General features: G+C 70.7%; 18 protein-coding genes. 8 read left to right on the top strand and 10 right to left on the bottom strand.

Going from position 1 to position 15804, the window contains the following annotated elements; genetic code table 11:
* Positions 1-22 precede the first annotated feature (22 nt).
* Positions 23-1288, top strand: coding sequence for a fatty acid desaturase family protein (locus JDV09_RS20200; protein WP_221370916.1), 1266 nt, complete (start codon positions 23-25; stop codon positions 1286-1288).
* Positions 1289-1430: 142 nt separating this feature from the next.
* On the opposite strand, the gene JDV09_RS20195 is transcribed toward JDV09_RS20200, so the two are convergent.
* From JDV09_RS20195 to aroA, 3 genes are all read right to left on the bottom strand, one after another.
* Complete coding sequence (locus tag JDV09_RS20195) at positions 1431-2291, bottom strand: aldo/keto reductase (protein WP_221370961.1); 861 nt, start codon at positions 2289-2291, stop codon at positions 1431-1433.
* A 95-nt stretch (positions 2292-2386) separates the two neighbouring features.
* Positions 2387-3367, bottom strand: a complete 981-nt coding sequence (rsgA, locus tag JDV09_RS20190) for a ribosome small subunit-dependent GTPase A (protein ID WP_221370915.1) — start codon at positions 3365-3367, stop codon at positions 2387-2389.
* Positions 3364-4725, bottom strand: a complete 1362-nt coding sequence (gene aroA, locus JDV09_RS20185; RefSeq protein ID WP_221370914.1) for a 3-phosphoshikimate 1-carboxyvinyltransferase — start codon at positions 4723-4725, stop codon at positions 3364-3366. Before aroA ends, rsgA begins: the two co-directional genes overlap by 4 nt.
* A 37-nt stretch (positions 4726-4762) precedes the next feature.
* Here aroA and JDV09_RS20180 point away from each other — a divergent pair, with 37 nt between their 5' ends.
* Together JDV09_RS20180 and JDV09_RS20175 are read left to right on the top strand one after the other, a co-directional pair.
* The gene (locus JDV09_RS20180) at positions 4763-5539 is read left to right on the top strand and encodes an SOS response-associated peptidase (protein WP_221370913.1); all 777 of its coding nucleotides are present in this window, start codon (positions 4763-4765) and stop codon (positions 5537-5539) included.
* Positions 5536-7062, top strand: a complete 1527-nt coding sequence (locus JDV09_RS20175) for a DUF7782 domain-containing protein (RefSeq protein WP_221370912.1) — start codon at positions 5536-5538, stop codon at positions 7060-7062. Before JDV09_RS20180 ends, JDV09_RS20175 begins: the two co-directional genes overlap by 4 nt.
* On the opposite strand, the gene JDV09_RS20170 is transcribed toward JDV09_RS20175, so the two are convergent.
* Positions 7050-7826, bottom strand: coding sequence for a class I SAM-dependent methyltransferase (locus JDV09_RS20170; RefSeq protein WP_308124182.1), 777 nt, complete (start codon positions 7824-7826; stop codon positions 7050-7052). The genes JDV09_RS20175 and JDV09_RS20170 overlap by 13 nt on opposite strands.
* On the opposite strand from JDV09_RS20170, the gene JDV09_RS20165 reads away from it, so the two are divergent.
* The gene (locus tag JDV09_RS20165; RefSeq protein ID WP_372452983.1) at positions 7810-8586 is read left to right on the top strand and encodes a YqjF family protein; all 777 of its coding nucleotides are present in this window, start codon (positions 7810-7812) and stop codon (positions 8584-8586) included. The two genes, JDV09_RS20170 and JDV09_RS20165, sit on opposite strands and share 17 nt — an antisense overlap.
* A 40-nt stretch (positions 8587-8626) precedes the next feature.
* Here the strand turns inward: JDV09_RS20165 and JDV09_RS20160 are convergent, their stop codons facing one another.
* The 3 genes from JDV09_RS20160 to JDV09_RS20150 all read right to left on the bottom strand — a co-directional run bounded on the left by JDV09_RS20160 (position 8627) and on the right by JDV09_RS20150 (position 10753).
* Positions 8627-9472, bottom strand: a complete 846-nt coding sequence (locus JDV09_RS20160) for an SDR family oxidoreductase (protein WP_221370911.1) — start codon at positions 9470-9472, stop codon at positions 8627-8629.
* 19 nt (positions 9473-9491) lie between these two features.
* Complete coding sequence (locus tag JDV09_RS20155; RefSeq protein WP_221370910.1) at positions 9492-9983, bottom strand: aminoacyl-tRNA deacylase; 492 nt, start codon at positions 9981-9983, stop codon at positions 9492-9494.
* A 107-nt stretch (positions 9984-10090) separates the two neighbouring features.
* Positions 10091-10753, bottom strand: a complete 663-nt coding sequence (locus tag JDV09_RS20150) for a hypothetical protein (RefSeq protein ID WP_221370909.1) — start codon at positions 10751-10753, stop codon at positions 10091-10093.
* Between the two features lie 282 nt (positions 10754-11035).
* Between JDV09_RS20150 and JDV09_RS20145 the strand changes: the two genes are divergently transcribed.
* The gene (locus JDV09_RS20145; RefSeq protein ID WP_372452978.1) at positions 11036-11713 is read left to right on the top strand and encodes a sigma-70 family RNA polymerase sigma factor; all 678 of its coding nucleotides are present in this window, start codon (positions 11036-11038) and stop codon (positions 11711-11713) included.
* Entirely contained in the window at positions 11710-12045 is a 336-nt protein-coding gene (gene rsrA / locus JDV09_RS20140; RefSeq protein WP_221370908.1) for a mycothiol system anti-sigma-R factor, read from the top strand. Before JDV09_RS20145 ends, rsrA begins: the two co-directional genes overlap by 4 nt.
* A gap of 66 nt (positions 12046-12111) precedes the next feature.
* Here rsrA and JDV09_RS27540 read toward each other — a convergent pair whose 3' ends face one another.
* Positions 12112-12204 (bottom strand): 50S ribosomal protein bL37, encoded by a 93-nt coding sequence (locus JDV09_RS27540; protein ID WP_104863173.1) that lies wholly within the window; start codon positions 12202-12204, stop codon positions 12112-12114.
* Positions 12205-12351: 147 nt separating this feature from the next.
* Between JDV09_RS27540 and JDV09_RS20135 the strand changes: the two genes are divergently transcribed.
* Both JDV09_RS20135 and JDV09_RS20130 read left to right on the top strand, forming a co-directional pair.
* Positions 12352-12567, top strand: a complete 216-nt coding sequence (locus JDV09_RS20135) for a biotin/lipoyl-binding carrier protein (RefSeq protein WP_221370907.1) — start codon at positions 12352-12354, stop codon at positions 12565-12567.
* 54 nt (positions 12568-12621) lie between these two features.
* On the top strand, positions 12622-14127 hold the full coding sequence (locus tag JDV09_RS20130; protein ID WP_221370906.1) for a two-component system sensor histidine kinase PdtaS: 1506 nt from the start codon (positions 12622-12624) through the stop codon (positions 14125-14127).
* A gap of 201 nt (positions 14128-14328) precedes the next feature.
* Here JDV09_RS20130 and whiB1 read toward each other — a convergent pair whose 3' ends face one another.
* Together whiB1 and JDV09_RS20120 are read right to left on the bottom strand one after the other, a co-directional pair.
* Complete coding sequence (gene whiB1 / locus JDV09_RS20125) at positions 14329-14583, bottom strand: transcriptional regulator WhiB1 (RefSeq protein ID WP_221370905.1); 255 nt, start codon at positions 14581-14583, stop codon at positions 14329-14331.
* 237 nt (positions 14584-14820) lie between these two features.
* The gene (locus JDV09_RS20120; RefSeq protein WP_221370904.1) at positions 14821-15801 is read right to left on the bottom strand and encodes a diacylglycerol/lipid kinase family protein; all 981 of its coding nucleotides are present in this window, start codon (positions 15799-15801) and stop codon (positions 14821-14823) included.
* Between the last annotated feature and the right edge of the window lie 3 nt (positions 15802-15804).

Here is a 15804-nt window from a genome sequence, read left to right as displayed (position 1 = left end):
GTAGACGAGAGGAGGTTGAACCATGGCAATAACCGACGTTCCCGAGTTCGCGCATCTCACCGATGCCGACATCGAGAGCCTGTCCCGCGAGCTCGACGCGATCCGCCAGGACATCGAGGACTCCCGCGGTGCGCGCGACGCGCGCTACATCCGGCGCACCATCGCCGCCCAACGCGCGCTGGAGGTCGCGGGCCGGCTGCTGCTGGCAGGCAGCTCCAAGCGCCGGTTCTGGTGGGCCGGCACCGTCACGCTGGGCGTGGCCAAGATCATCGAGAACATGGAGATCGGCCACAACGTCATGCACGGCCAGTGGGATTGGATGAACGATCCCGAGATTCATTCCTCCACGTGGGAATGGGACATGGGCGGGGCCTCCAAGCATTGGCGCTTCACCCACAACTTCATGCACCACAAGTACACCAATATCCTGGGCATGGACGACGACGTGGGCTTCGGCCTGCTCCGCGTCACCCGGGACCAGCGCTGGAAGCCGTTCAACCTGCTCAACCTGTTCTACAACACGATGCTGGCCGTCGGCTTCGAGTGGGGCGTCGGGTTGCAGCACCTGGAGCTCGGCAAGATCTTCAAGGGCCGCGACGACCGCAACGCCACGCTGATCCGGGTGCGGGAGTTCTCCACCAAGGCCGGTCACCAGGTGGCCAAGGATTACCTCGCGTTTCCCGCGCTGACCGCACTGTCGCCGCACGCCACGTTCAAATCGACGGCGAAGGCCAACGCGATCGCCAACGTGATCCGAAATGTGTGGTCCAACGCCGTGATCTTCTGCGGTCATTTCCCGGACGGCGCAGAGAAATTCACCAAGACCGACATGGCCGGTGAAAGCCGGGGCGAGTGGTACCTGCGTCAGATGCTCGGCAGCGCGAACTTCGAGAACGGCCCGGCGCTGCGGTTCATGAGCGGCAACCTGTGCCACCAGATCGAGCACCACATGTATCCCGACCTGCCCAGCAACCGGCTTTACGAGGTCTCGCTGCGGGTCCGCGAGATCTGCGACAAGTACGACCTGCCCTACACCACAGGGTCGTTCCTGGTGCAGTACGGCAAGACGTGGCGCACGATCGCCAAGCTGTCGCTGCCGGACCGGTTTCTCAGCGACACCGCCGACGATGCGCCCGAGACGCGCAGCGAGCGGATGTTCGACGGGCTCGAGCCGGGGCAGCGCAGCGGCCTGAAGTCGTCCATCGCGACGGTGCGGGCGAACCGCCGGGCCAAGCGGGCCGAGAAGGCCGCCGAGAAGCGGGCCAAGCGCCAGGATCTGGCGGCGTGACGCGCTGAGGCTGCGTGCCTCTGCTTTGAGGCTGCGCGGCCCCTGTGTTCAGACTGCGTTGAGGGCGGGAATCTTCGAGAAGATCCCGCCCTCAGCGCAGTCCCAACGGCAACTCAGCGCAGTCCCAACGGCAACCCGGCACTTACGCCGGGACGTAGTCGAAGACGTCCGGGTCGGGGCCGATACGGCCCGCCTCGCCCTTGTCCAGGTCCGAGATCGCATCGAAATCCGCCGCGCCCAGCTCGAAGTCGAACAGCGCCAGGTTGTCCTTGATGCGTTGCAGCGTCACCGATTTCGGGAACACGATGTCGCCGCGCTGGATGTGCCAGCGCAGCACCACCTGCGCCGGGGACTTGCCGATCTTCTCGGCGACGCCGGTGATGACGGGGTCGCCGAGCACCCGGCCCTGGGCGATCGGCGACCACGCCTCGGTCGCGATGCCGTGCTCGGCGCCGTAGGCCCGCACCTCGTTGTTGCCGAAATAGGGGTGCACCTCGATCTGGTTGACCGCCGGCACCGTGCCGGTCTCCGCGGCGAGCCGGTCCAGGTGGGCCACCTGGAAGTTGGACACCCCGATGCTGCGGGTGCGGCCGTCCTTGGCGAATTCCTCCAGCGTCTTCCACGTCGACACGTAATCGCCGTCGTAGAGGGTCGGTAGCGGCCAGTGGATCAAGAACAGGTCCACATAGGCGTCGTCACCGTCGAAGCCCAGCGCCGAGATCGTCGCGTCGAACGCGCGGCGGGCATCGTCGGGTTTGTGGAAACCGTTGTTCAGCTTGCTGGTGATGTACACCTGCGAGCGGTCCAGCCCGGAGGCGCGCACTCCCTCGCCGACGCCCTTCTCGTTCTGGTACATCTCCGCGGTGTCGATGTGGCGGTAGCCGACCTCCAGTGCGGTCTTGACCGCGGCGGCGGTGCCGTCGGGCGGAATCTGGAAGACGCCGTAACCCAGCTGGGGGATGCTCGTGCCGTCGTTCAACGCGATCGTGGGTACCTTGCTCAACTGTTGGCTCAACTGCCACTCCTCCTTCGCCGGCAGCGTGCCCGGTGCACGCCCGCCGCAAACCCGCCCCCCGACCACAACGTCGGCCCCGGGGTTCAGCCTTCCCGAAGTGCGGCCAGAAGTCTGCGCGCCGCCGCGACCCGACCGGCCGCCGCGCCCGTCAGCTGGTCGAGCGCGCACTCCGGATCGGCCGGCGGACCCATGTGCCCGCAGCCGCGCGGGCAGTCGTCGATCGCCTCGGCGAGGTCGGAGAAGGCCAGCACCACGTCGTCGGGTTCGATGTGGGCCAGCCCGAACGACCGGATGCCCGGGGTATCGATCACCCAGCCGCCGGTCTGCAGCGGCAGCGCCACCGACTGGGTGGACGTGTGCCTGCCCTTGCCGATGTCGGTGACCTCGCCGGTGGCCCGGTCCGCTTGCGGCACAAGGCGGTTCACCAATGTGGACTTGCCCACACCGGAATGCCCGAGCAGCGCGGTGACCTTGTCGGTCAGCAGCGCCGTCACCGCGGACAGCGGATCGTCGCGGCCCGCGGTGGTGATCGTCAGGTCGAGGTCGGCGAACTGCGCGGCGAACGGTTCGGCGGGGGCCAGGTCGGTCTTGGTCAGGCACAGGATCGGATCCAGGCCACCGGCGTAGGCCGCGATCAGCGCCCGCTCGACCAGGCCGGTGCGCGGCGGCGGGTCGGCCAGCGCGACGACGATCAGCAGCTGGTCGGCGTTGGCGACGACGACGCGCTCGGTCGGGTCGGTGTCGTCGGCGGTACGCCGCAACACCGTGCGCCGCTCGCCGCGGCGCACGATGCGCGCCAGCGTGTCGGTCCGGCCGGACAGATCGCCGACAACGTCGACGTCGTCGCCGACCACGATCGGGGTGCGGCCCAGCTCCCTGGCCCGCATCGCGGTGACCCGGCGGTGCGGGTCGCCGCCGAGCACACAACCCCAGCGGCCCCGGTCGACGGTGACCACCATGGCGGCCTGCGCGTCGGCGTGGTCGGGGCGGGTCTTGGTCCGCGGCCGCGAGCCCCGGCCGGGTCGCACCCGGACATCGGACTCGTCGTACTCGCGACGGCTCAATCGCCGACCTTCAGGTCCGCGGTCTGGCCGGACAGCATGTCCGCCCACATCCCGGGGAAGTCGGGCAGCGTCTTGCCCGTCGTGCCGATGTCCGCCACCTCGGTGCCGGGGACCCGCAGCCCGATGATCGCGCCCGCGGTGGCCATCCGGTGGTCGGCGTAGGAATGCCAGACGCCGGCGTGCAGCGGCCGCGCGGTGATCGTCAGCCCGTCGGCGGTCTCCTCGCACTGCCCGCCGAGGCGAGTGATCTCGGTGCTCAGCGCGGCCAACCGGTCGGTCTCGTGGCCGCGCAGGTGCGCGATGCCCCGCAGTTGCGACACCGACCCCGGTACCGCCAGCGCCGCGAGCGCGGCCACCGAGGGGGCGAGTTCCCCGACGTCGTGCAGGTCGACGTCGATACCGCCATAGCTCGCCGAGCCCTGCACCTCCAGATACGCGTCGCCCCGACGCACCGCCGCGCCCAGGCTCTGCAGGATCGACAGGATGTCGCCGGCCGGCTGGATGCTGACCGGCGGCCAGCCGGTGATCCGGACCGCTCCGCCGCTGACCACCGCGGCCGCCAGGAACGGTACCGCGTTGGACAGGTCCGGTTCGATGCGCCAGTGCCGCGCCGCGATCGGCCCGGGCGCCACCCGCCACCGGTTGGGCTGCGCGTCGTCGACGTCGACGCCGGCCTCGCGCAGCATCGACACGGTCATCGCGATGTGCGGCGCCGACGGGACCGACTCGCCGGTGTGCACGATGGTCAGCCCGTCGGTGAACCCGGCACCCGACAGCAGCAGCCCGGAGACGAACTGCGAGGACCCGGACGCGTCGATCTCCACGGTGCCGCCGGGCACCTCGCCACGGCCGGCCACGGTGAACGGCAGCCCGTCGCCCTGCACGCCGACCCCGAGGCCGCGCAGCCCGGCCAGCAGCGGCGCGATGGGGCGGGCGCGGGCCTGCTCGTCGCCGTCGAACGTCACCGCCGTGGTGCCCAGCGCGGCGACCGGCGGCACGAACCGCAGCACCGTTCCCGCCAGGCCGCAGTCGATGCGGCTACCCGGGGCCGGGTCGATCGCCCCGGAGACGGTCAGCTCGGTGGGGTCGGTGTCGGATGCGTCGACGCGCAGCCCCAGCGTCCGCAGCGCGCCGATCATCAGGTCGGTGTCGCGGCTGCGCAGCGCCCCGCTGACGGTCGACGGCCCGTCGGACAGCGCGGCCAGGATCAGCGCCCGGTTGGTCTGCGACTTGGAGCCGGGCACGGTGACGGTGGCGTGCACGGGGGTCGCCGTCGACGGGGCCGGCCAGATGCTCACGGTTCCCCATTGTTGCCTGTCCGCGATTTCGGTGTGCGAACGCACCCTCAGCGGCGACATTCACGCCGAAATCGCGGCGTCTGGAAGCATGAGAACCATGTGCGGGCGATTCGCGGCGACCACCGACCCGGCGCTGCTGGCGGAGAAGATCAAGGCGATCGACGAGACCACCGGCGCGGGCAAGGACGGCGCGGCCGGCAAGGACGGCGCTGCGTTCACTGCCAACTACAACGTCGCGCCCACCACCGCCGTCGCGACCGTGGTCAAGCGGCACACCGAACCCGACGACGAATCCACCCGCCGGGTCCGGCTGATGCGCTGGGGCCTGGTGCCGCCGTGGGCCAAGACCGCCGCGGACGGCGGCCCGGACACCAAGGGGCCGCTGCTGATCAACGCCCGCTCCGAGACGGTCGCCACGTCGCCGGCGTTCCGCGGGTCGGCCAAGACCAAGCGCTGCCTGGTGCCGATGGACGGCTGGTACGAGTGGAAGGGGCAGAAGGGCGCCAAGACCCCGTACTACATGTACGCCGACGACGGTGCGCCGCTGTTCATGGCGGGCCTGTGGTCGACCTGGCGGCCCAAGGGCGCGGATGAGGACAGCCGGCCGCTGCTGAGCTGCACGATCATCACCACCGATTCGGTCGGTCCGCTGGCCGACATCCACGACCGGATGCCGCTGACCATCAGCGAGCCGGACTGGGACCACTGGCTGGACCCCGACGCCCCGATCGACCAGGGTCTGCTGCGCGGCCACGGCGACCTGGACCGCATCGACATCCGTGAGGTGTCGCGGCTGGTCAACAGCGTGCGCAACAACGGACCCGAGCTGATCGAGCCCGTCGAGCCCGAACCCGTGCAAGGCACGCTGCTGTGACGGCGGCCGGGCCGCTGCACGACACCGCGGTCCTGGACGCGCTGGGCGCCGGGCTGCGCGCCGCCGGCTACACCACCGACGGGGTGGCCGCGCTGTTCGGCGCCGGCGCCGGCGCCGACGCCGCGTTCGCCCGCGGGGTGTGGTGGCCGGCGTGGCGGGCCACCGAGCGGGCCGACACCGACCGGCGGCCGTTGGCGGTGCTGGCCCGGCTGTTCCTGCTCGGCGCCGACGAGCCCCGCCACGCGGTCGAGGCGGCGCTGCCCGGCGCCGGGGTGGGGGCACTGCTGGCCAACGGCGTGCTGGAGCAGGCCTCCCCGACGACGGTGCGGGCCGCGCTGGACATTCGCCCGCACAGCGACGGTGAGCGCGACTTCTTCGTGGTGTCCGACCTCGACGCGGCGCTGCGGCCCGGGCCGGTGCAGCGCGATCACGTGCTGGGCATCGGCGGCGCCTCGGTGTCGCTGGCCCGCGCCGTGATGCGCGACCCGGTCGAACGTGCGCTGGACCTCGGCACCGGCTGCGGGATCCAGGCGCTGCACCTGTCCGCGCACTGCGAGCAGGTGGTGGCCACCGACACCAACGAGCGCGCGCTGGTGCTGGCCGCGGCCACCGCCCGGCTCAACGGGATGGCCTGGGACCTGCGGGCCGGCAGCCTGTTCGAACCGGTGGCCGGCGAGCGCTTCGGGCTGATCGTGTCCAACCCGCCGTTCGTGGTGGGCGCCGGTGCCCGCGACTACCTCTACCGCGACTCCGGCATGGCCGGGGATGCGTTGTGCGAGAGCCTGATCGGTCAGCTGCCCGATCATCTCGAGCCGGGTGGTACCGCGCAGATCATGGCCAACTGGATCGTGCGCGGCGACAAGGACGGGGCGTGGCGCGAGCGGGTCGGCGGCTGGCTGGCCGGCACCGGGCTACACGCCTGGGTGGTGCAGCGCGAGCTGGCCGACCCGGTCAGCTACGTCACGCTGTGGACCTCCGACGCCGGGGAATCCGCGCAGGACGCCGCCGCGCGCGGCGGGCAGTGGCTGGACTGGTTCGGCGATCAGCGCATCACCGGGATCGGCATGGGGGTGATCGCGGTGCGGGCGCCGCGGGTCGGGGAGCGCGGCGACCCCGAGTGCGTGCTCGAGGAGATCACCGGCGCCGACGAGGCGCCCACCGGGCCCGAGGTGGCCGCGTTCTTCGCCCGCCGCGAGTACCTGCACGACACCACCGACGAGCAGCTGCTGGCCGCGCGGTTGTCGACCGCGCCGGTGTTCCTCGAGGAGACGTCGCTGCCCGGCCCGGACGGCTGGCAGGTCGTCGGGTCGGCGGTGCGCCGACCCGGCGGGCCCGGTGCGGTGATCGGCGTCGACGAGGTGTCGCGGGCGCTGCTGGCCGGCTGCCGCGGCCAGGTGCCGCTGGGCATGCTCATCGATCTGCTCGCGGCGTCGCACGGCGTCGACGCCGCTGCGCTGGCCGCCGCCGCGATGCCGGTGGTGCGCGAGGCGATCGGCCGGGGCATCCTCTATCAGGCCCGCTGAGCGCTGACGACCACATAGGGCGTGGCGAACGCCACCGCGCCGCCGGCGACGACGTACGGGCGCAGCGCCACCTCGAACGCCGACGCCAGCCGCTGCCGGGTCGCCACGTCGACGCGCCGGAACGTCTCCACGTGCACCGGGGATTCCTCGCACAGGAAATGCAGCGCCGCCGCCATCGAGGCGAACTCCCAGTGGTGCACCCCGTGGTGCAGCTCGATGTCGTCGTAGAAGGGGGCCAGGCGATCGGTGACGACGTCGGTGTCGCCCCACTGGTCGGGGGTGAAACCCGTTGCGGGCGGGGGCCCGAGCACCGAGACCACCGGGTCGTGCAGCGGGTTGTCCACGTCGCGCATCCACGCCGAGAAGGCCAGCACGCTGGCGGGTTTGAGCAGCCGGTTGATCTCGGCGACCTGGCGGTCCGGCTCGACGAAGATGATGCCCATGTTCGACACCGCCGCATCGAACGATGCGGCGGGCAGCCCGGTGTCGGCGGCGTCGCCGGTCTGCCAGGTCACCGTGTTGCCGGTGTCGTGCTGCCCGGCGATGGCCAGCAGCGCGGGGGTGATGTCCACCCCCGTCACCCGGGCGCCGCGGGCGGCCGCGGCCAGCGCGGCGGCGCCGGTGCCGCATGCCAGGTCGACGACCTCGGCGCCGGGCAGCGGCCGGCGCCGCCCGACGGCGTCGACGACCTGCCCGGCGATGTGCGCGATGCGTTCGCCGACGGCCTGGTAGCGGCCGCCGGACCACATTGTCGGCGATGACACGGCAACAGCGTGCCACGATGACCGGGTGCATGGTGGGTATCCGGTGGTCGCGCCGCCGTTGCCGCGGCCGGTGCTGTTCGACCAGTTCTGGGCCGAGCTGACCTTCCTGCACTGGCCCGTCGAGCCGTCGGCGGTCGCTCACCTGTTTCCGGCGGGCACCCGGCCCGACGTGTTCGACGGGCTGACCTACGTGGCGCTGGTGCCGTTCGTCATGCGGCACACCCGGATCGGCACCGCGCTGCCGCTGCCCTACTTCGGCGCCTTCGCCGAGACCAACGTCCGGCTCTATTCGGTCGACGACGCCGGGCGCCACGGCGTGCTGTTCCGCTCGCTGGAGAGCCAGCGGCTGGCCGTGGTGCCGGTGACCCGCGTCGGCCTCGGCGTGCCCTACACGTGGGCCAAGATGAGCGTCACCCGCACCGGTGACCGGATCTCCTACGTCAGCGCCCGGCGCTGGCCGCGGCGCGGGCTGCGCAGCCACGTCACGGTGCGGGTGGGTGAACCGGTCGAACCGACGCCGCTGGAGGTGTGGCTGACCGCGCGCTGGGGAGCGCACACCCGCAAGGCCGGCCGCACCTGGTGGCTGCCCAACGAACACGCCACCTGGCCGCTGTGGGGTGCCGAGGTCGAGGAGTGTGCCGACGATCTGGTAGCTGCCGCGGGCATCGCGGTGGCCGGCCCGCGGCTGCGGGCGCTGTTCTCGCCGGGCGTGCACGCCCGCTTCGGCCGGCCGGCTCTCGCGAGAGTGCTTCCCCGGTAGCGCCGGCGCGCCGGCAGCTACGCAGCAGGCACTTTCGCGGTCAGGGACCGGTGTAGCCCGGCGGGTTGGCGCCCTCGACCCAGAGGTCCACGCCGAGTTCGGATCCCGGCACGCAGTCGTACACCGACAGGTCGGTGACACCGGATTCCAGCAGCACGTCCTCGCACAGCAGCGTGTTTCCGGTGTAGCTGGACGGCTTGGTCAACACCGCGTACGCGGCGTCGGAGTACACCTCCGGCTTGCGGGAACGGGCCATCGACTCGTCGCCGCCGAGCAGGTTCTGCACCGCGGCGGTGGCCACCATGGTCCGCGGCCACAGCGTGTTGGAGGCGATGCGCGCATCACGGAGTTCCTCAGCGATGCCCAACGCGCACAACGTCATCCCGAACTTCGCCATCATGTACGGCGTGGGCCGCAACCATTTCGGCTCCAGCATGATCGGCGGCGACAGCGTCAGGATGTGCGGGTTGTCCCGGCCCTTCATGTGCGGGAGGCAGGCCTGCGAGACCGCATAGGTGCCGCGCACCTGGATGCCGTTCATCAGGTCGAACCGCTTGAGCGGAACCTCCTCGATCGAGCCCAGGTTGATCGCCGAGGCGTTGTTGACGCAGATGTCGATGCCGCCGAACTGCTCGACGGTCGCCGCGACGGCCGCGGCCACCGAATCACCGTCGCGCACGTCGCCGACGATCGGCAACGCCTGGCCGCCGACCTCCTCGATCTCCTTGGCCGCGGTGTAGATGGTGCCGGGCAGCTTCGGGTGCGGTTCGGCGGTCTTGGCCACCAGCGCGATGTTGGCGCCGTCCGCGGCGACGCGTTTGGCGATCGCCAGCCCGATTCCGCGGCTGGCCCCGGAGATGAACATGGTCTTTCCCGCAAGCGTCATGCCGCCAGCCTAGGCCCCGCTATCCGGCGCGGATATCGGCGGTGACGGCGCCGGTCAACCGGACCAGGTCCCGCGGGTCCAGCGAGATCTCCAGCCCGCGTTTGCCCGCGCTGCACAGCACCCGGTCGAACTGCAGCGCCGAGGCGTCCACCACCGTGGGCAGCGGCCGGCGCTGCCCCAGTGGGGAGATGCCGCCGACGACGTAGCCGCTGGAACGCTGCGCGGCCGCCGGATCGGCCATGGTGGCCTTCGGCGCGCCGAGCGCCGCGGCGGCCGCCGTCAGCGACAGCTTCGCCGGCACCGGCAGCACCGCGACGGCCAGTCCCGTCGGCAGCGCCATGACCAGGGTCTTGAAGATCTGTTCGGGCTCCACGCCTTCACTGGAGGCCAGCGCGGTGACGGCCTCCTCGCCGAACGACTCCGCGCGCGGGTCGTGGACGTATTGCACCACGGTATGTGGGGCACCGGCCGCCACCAGGGCTGCGATCGCCGGGGTTGCTGCTCGCGCCACCGGCACAGAGTAGGGTCGGCGTGGCCCGGTGCGCCAGGTGATTCGCGGCGGGTGTGGGTGCCGGTGCGGGTCAGCCGCCGCGATGGCCGCCCAGGCGAGAACCAGGGTCACGCCCGGCCGACCGCGCCGCGGCAGCGCATGCCCAGGTTGACGAAGGCGTCGGCCGTCTCGACCGACCCGAGCACGTCGGTGCGCACCCGCACGGACAGCCCCGACGGGTCGATGGTCAGCACCGGCTGCTCGCGGTCCGCGCCGAACACCGAGCACCACTCCGAGATCGCGTCGGCCACCGCGCTCATCGTCCCGGTGGGCCCGATCCCGTCGGTGACGAAGACCAGCAGCCGCTGGTCCATGGCCGGGACGGCGCGCAGCGGCCGGCCGTCGCTGACGTTGTCGACGCCCAGCCATCGGGTCACCGCCGCGGGTGCCGACCCGATCAGCCCGGCGGCCAGCTCGCGAACCTCCGCCGGCGGCGCCGGACCGGCGACCAGCACGGGCCCGAGCGTCGCCGGGCTGGGACAGGCCCAGGTGCTGGTCACGATGTGGGTGCTCGGCGGCGACATCTGGCCGGCGAACGACCGGCTCATCGTCAGCGTCCAGTCGCCGGAAACCGGGACGACGACGGTGTCGTCACCGCCGGTGGTGATCCGCCAGCCGCGCCGGTCGAGGGCGGAGTGCAGTGCCGCGCGCCGGCGCAGCCACCATGCCAGCACCGTGGCGGCCGCCAGCAGCGCGACGGCGCCGACGACGAGGGTGGTCGAGAGGTCCATGGCGACACTGAGTATTCCCGACCTGCGGCGAGCATTCCCGACCTGTGGCGCCGCGGCGGCACGTCGCGCGCATCGCGGGGAACAACGACGGCCGCCGCCGCTGTTGTCAACGGCAGCTGTGGTGGGCGGTGTGCCCGGCCGGAGTGTGTAGTCGGTGTCGACCTTTAGGATCGGGAGAAGGGGTTTATGGTGCCAGCGTCGGCCATGCAGGCCCCGCGGCGTCCGGTGAACATGCCGGACCCGATCGGTGGCGCCGCTACAGAAGGGACGGTGTTCCCCACGATGACCGACACCGATGGGTTCGCCTCGGAGGCGGCCCTCGATGGAGCCGCAGGCCAGGACGCACAGTCACTGCCGGAGGAGACCGACGCCGAGCTGACCGCCCGGTTCGAACGGGATGCGATTCCGCTGCTCGACCAGCTCTACGGTGGTGCGCTCCGGATGACGCGCAACCCCGCCGACGCCGAGGACCTGCTCCAGGAGACGATGGTCAAGGCGTACTCGGGCTTCCGGTCGTTCCGGGCGGGCACCAACCTCAAGGCGTGGCTGTACCGGATCCTGACCAACACCTACATCAACAGCTACCGCAAGAAGCAGCGCCAACCCGCGGAGTACCCGACCGACGAGATCACCGACTGGCAGCTGGCGGCCAACGCCCAGCACTCGTCGACCGGTCTGCGATCGGCCGAGGTCGAGGCGCTGGAGCTGCTGCCCGACAGTGAGATCAAGGAAGCCCTGCAGGCTCTGCCCGAGGAGTTCCGGATGGCGGTGTACTACGCCGACGTCGAGGGCTTTCCGTACAAGGAGATTGCCGAGATCATGGACACTCCGATTGGGACGGTGATGTCGCGGCTGCACCGCGGCAGGCGTCAGTTGCGCGAGTTGTTGGCCGATGTGGCTCGAGACCGCGGTTTCCTCCGCGGTGAGCAGTCCGACGCGCCGGAGGAGGTGACGTCATGAGCGGCACCGAGAGCACGGGCGGCGCTCCCGACCCCTCCGACTCCGAAGAGCGGTGGTCCCCGCCGGTCGGGCCGGTGGATCCCGAGCACCCCGAGTGCGCCGCGGTGATCGCCGAGGTGTGGACGCTGCTGGACGCCGAGTGCACCGTCGAGACCCGTGACCGGCTGCGCCGCCACCTCGAGGAGTGCCCGACCTGCCTGCGCTACTACGGCATCGAGGAGCGGGTGAAGCGCCTGATCGCCACCAAGTGCAGCGGTGAGCGCGCCCCCGACGGCCTGCGCGAGCGGCTGCGCATCCAGATCAGCCAGACCACCATCATCCGGCGCGGCTGAGCACCCCCGCAGACACGAAACCGCCCGGCCACTCCACGAGTGCCGGGCGGTTGGCCTACCAGGGGGTCAGCGCACTGACTTCGAGCCGCAGTTGGGCCGCTTGCCGTGGTTGGCCTTGCTGTGCTTGCGGTCGCGCTTCTTCCGGCCTCGCTTGGCCATGATCTACCTCCGAGTTGGTCGTGCGGATGACTGCCCGTTCCGCCGGGCGTTGCCGCTATTGTCTCACGCGCCGGTTGGTGCTCCGTCCACAGCATCGTGTGGTTCGATAGGACCGTCAGCGCCGGCGGTGAGTTGAGTGGGGTGAAGATGGCCGAGGACGTTCGCGCCGAGATCGTGGCCAGTGTGCTCGAGGTCGTGGTCTGCGAGGGCGATCAGATCGGTGAGGGCGACATCGTGGTGCTGCTCGAGTCGATGAAGATGGAGATCCCGGTGCTCGCCGAGGTGGCGGGGACCGTCAGCAAGGTCAGCGTGGCCGTCGGCGACGTGATCCAGGCCGGCGATCTGATCGCCATCATCAGCTAGCTGCCGGTGATCCGGACCCCACGCCCGACCCTGCCGTCGGTCCGGTCCTGAACCATGTCCACTCTCGGTGACCTGCTCGCCGAGCACACCGTGCTGCCCGGCAACGCCGTCGATCACCTGCATGCGGTGGTCGGGGAGTGGCAGTTGCTGGGAGACCTGTCGTTCGCCGACTACCTGATGTGGGTGCGCCGTGACGACGGCCGGCTGGTGTGTGTCGCCCAGGTGCGGCCGAACACCGCCCCGACGGTGCTGCTGGCCGACGCCGTCGGGACCATCGCCGGGCCCGCGGATCTGCCCATGGTGGCCGCGGCGTTTGAGTCCGGTGTGATCGACGGCTCCATCGTCGAGGGGCAGGGCGGGGCGGCGGGGCTGCGGGTGGAGGCCGTTCCGGTGCGCTACCACAGCGACGTCGTCGCGGTGCTCACCCATCAGACGTCGCTGACGCCGCGGCAGGCCAGCCCGCTGGAAACCGCCTATGTCGCCTGCGCGGTGGACCTGCTGCAGATGCTCTCGGAGGGCACCTGGCCCAACGTCGGCGACCTGGCGATGTCGCGGTCGAGCCCGCGGGCCGGCGACGGGTTCATCCGCCTCGACGAGTCCGGCACGGTGACCTTCGCCAGCCCGAATGCGATCTCGGCGTATCACCGGATGGGGCTGACCGCCGAACTGGAGGGCCGCAACCTGGTCACCGTCACCCGCCCGCTGATCTCCGACCCGTTCGAGGCCCAGGAACTGGCCAACCACGTGCGCGACTCGCTGGCCGGCGGGTCGAGCATGCGCATGGAGGTCGACGCCGGCGGCGCCGCGGTGCTGCTGCGCACGTTGCCGCTGGTGGTGCACGGGGCCGCGGTCGGTGCGGCGGTCCTCATCCGCGACGTCACCGAGGTCAAGCGGCGCGATCGTGCGTTGTTGTCCAAGGACGCGACGATCCGCGAGATCCACCACCGGGTGAAGAACAACCTGCAGACGGTCGCGGCGCTGCTGCGGCTACAGGCGCGCCGCACCAGCAACCCCGAGGGCCGCGAGGCGCTGATCGAGTCGGTGCGCCGGGTGTCGTCGATCGCGCTGGTGCACGACGCGCTGTCGATGTCGGTCGACGAGGAGGTCAACCTCGACGAGGTCATCGACCGCATTCTGCCGATCATGAACGACGTCGCCGCGCCCAACATCTCCGATTCCCCGATCCGGATCAACCGGGTGGGGGAGTTGGGGGTGCTCGACGCCGACCGGGCCACCGCGCTGGTCATGGTGATCACCGAGCTGGTGCAGAACGCGATCGAGCATGCCTTCGACGGCAGCACCCCGCAGGGCTGCGTGACGATCCGCGCCGAACGGTCCGCCCGCTGGCTCGACGTGGTCGTCCACGACGACGGGCGGGGCCTGCCCGACGGGTTCAGCCTGGAGAAGTCCGACCGCCTGGGGCTGCAGATCGTCCGGACGCTGGTGTCGACCGAGTTGGACGGTTCGCTGGGGATGCACGACGTGCCGACCGGCGGCACCGACGTGATCCTGCGGGTGCCGGTCGGGCGGCGGGGCCGGGCCGGTCGAGACGGGTACTGACCGGCGGTCCGGTCGAGACGGGTACGGACCGGCGGGGTCGGTCGAGACAGGTACGGACCGGCGGGCCGGTCGAGACACTTCTGCGCGCACTTCTGCGCATCAATTCGAAAACGGGTTAATGGTGCGAATCCGTCCGGAATTGATTTCACAGAGTTACGGCCCCGACTTTCGTCGGGGCCGTCGCTGTCTGTCTGGTGCGGATCAGACCCCGGTGCGCGCCTTCGTGCGGGCGTTGCGACGCTTGAGCGCACGACGCTCGTCCTCGCTCATGCCGCCCCACACGCCGGCGTCCTGGCCCGAGTCCAATGCCCAGCTCAGGCACTCAGCGGTGACCGGGCAGCGCGCGCAGACGAGCTTGGCGTCCGCGATCTGCGCGAGCGCCGGGCCGCTGTTTCCCACGGGGAAGAACAGCTCCGGATCTTCGTCGCGACACACGGCTTTGTGGCGCCAATCCATGGCTCTTACTCCTGTTTCATGTGCGCAGCAGAGCGCACGAGGTTTACTTCGGCTGTTAACGCAAGCGCACCAAATGTTTCTGCGCTGTTGCAGAAGATGCTTTCACACGCTGAACAGATGTCAATAGCAGTTCGTTAACACGTGGGCAATGTCACTAGCGAGGTCCGTTACCGGATCGCTAACACCGTTGTACTACACTCAACTCAGCTGCGCCTTCAATCTGGCCTTGGAAAACTCTTAGAGTTCGCTTCTGCGCAGTTCAGGGCTATTTTTCGGTGGCGGAGCGACGACCGCGAGGGCGTTGGGGACCGCGGTGAAACTCATCGAGTCGCGCAGCCCGACGAAATCGCCGTCGATCTGGCACGCCACGGGCGTGTCGCTGGTCACCTTCAGCCAGGGCAGGTCGTCGTCGCGGATCAGGTGTTTGGCCTCCAGGCGCGGCTTGCGGGACGTCATCTGCCGCACCAACCCCAGGTTGCGCCACACGTTCATGCTGGTGGTGGCGAACACCCCGAGCCCGGTCTCGAACGTGGTGCCCGGGTTGGTCCACACCGGGCGCGCATTGGCGTAGGTCCATGGGCTCGAGTTGGACACGAACGCGAGATGCACGCCCGGGATCGGTTCCCGGCCGGGCAGATGCACGGTCAGCTTCGGCTCCCGGCGGGTGCTGGCCAGCACCTCGCGGATCGCCACCCGGATGTAGCGCGACGCGGTCACTTTGCGGCCCTTGGCGCGCTGGGCCTCCACCGCGGCCACCACGTCGCCGTCCACGCCCATCCCCGCGGTGAACACCCCCCACCGCTCCCCGCAGTCCATCAGCCCGATCCGCCGCCACGTGCCACCGCGCCGGAAGTCGCCGAGCAGGTCGACGAGCTGGTTGGTCGCCTCGATCGGATCCGGGCTGATGCCCAGCGCGCGGGCGAACACGTTGGCCGACCCGCCGGGCACCACCCCGACCGCCGGCGCGTGTCCGGCCGGCCCGCCGTCGTGTCCGAGGATGCCGTTGACGACTTCGTTCACGGTGCCGTCTCCGCCGTGCACGATGAGCACGTCGACCCCGTCGGTGGCGGCCTGCTGGGCGATCTCGATGGCGTGGCCGCGGTGGTCGGTGTGCGCGACGGTGAGCTTGGTGCGGCTCTCCAGCGCGTGGGCCAGCAGGTCGCGGCCCGCGGGCGTCGTCGACGTGGCATTCGGATTCACGATCAGCACGGCGCGCACGAT

Source organism: Mycolicibacterium xanthum (assembly GCF_019710635.1).
GTDB classification, from domain to species: domain Bacteria; phylum Actinomycetota; class Actinomycetes; order Mycobacteriales; family Mycobacteriaceae; genus Mycobacterium; species Mycobacterium xanthum.
The sequence above is the reverse complement of the archived record's forward strand: the minus strand, read 5'-3'. Positions and strand labels throughout refer to the sequence as shown.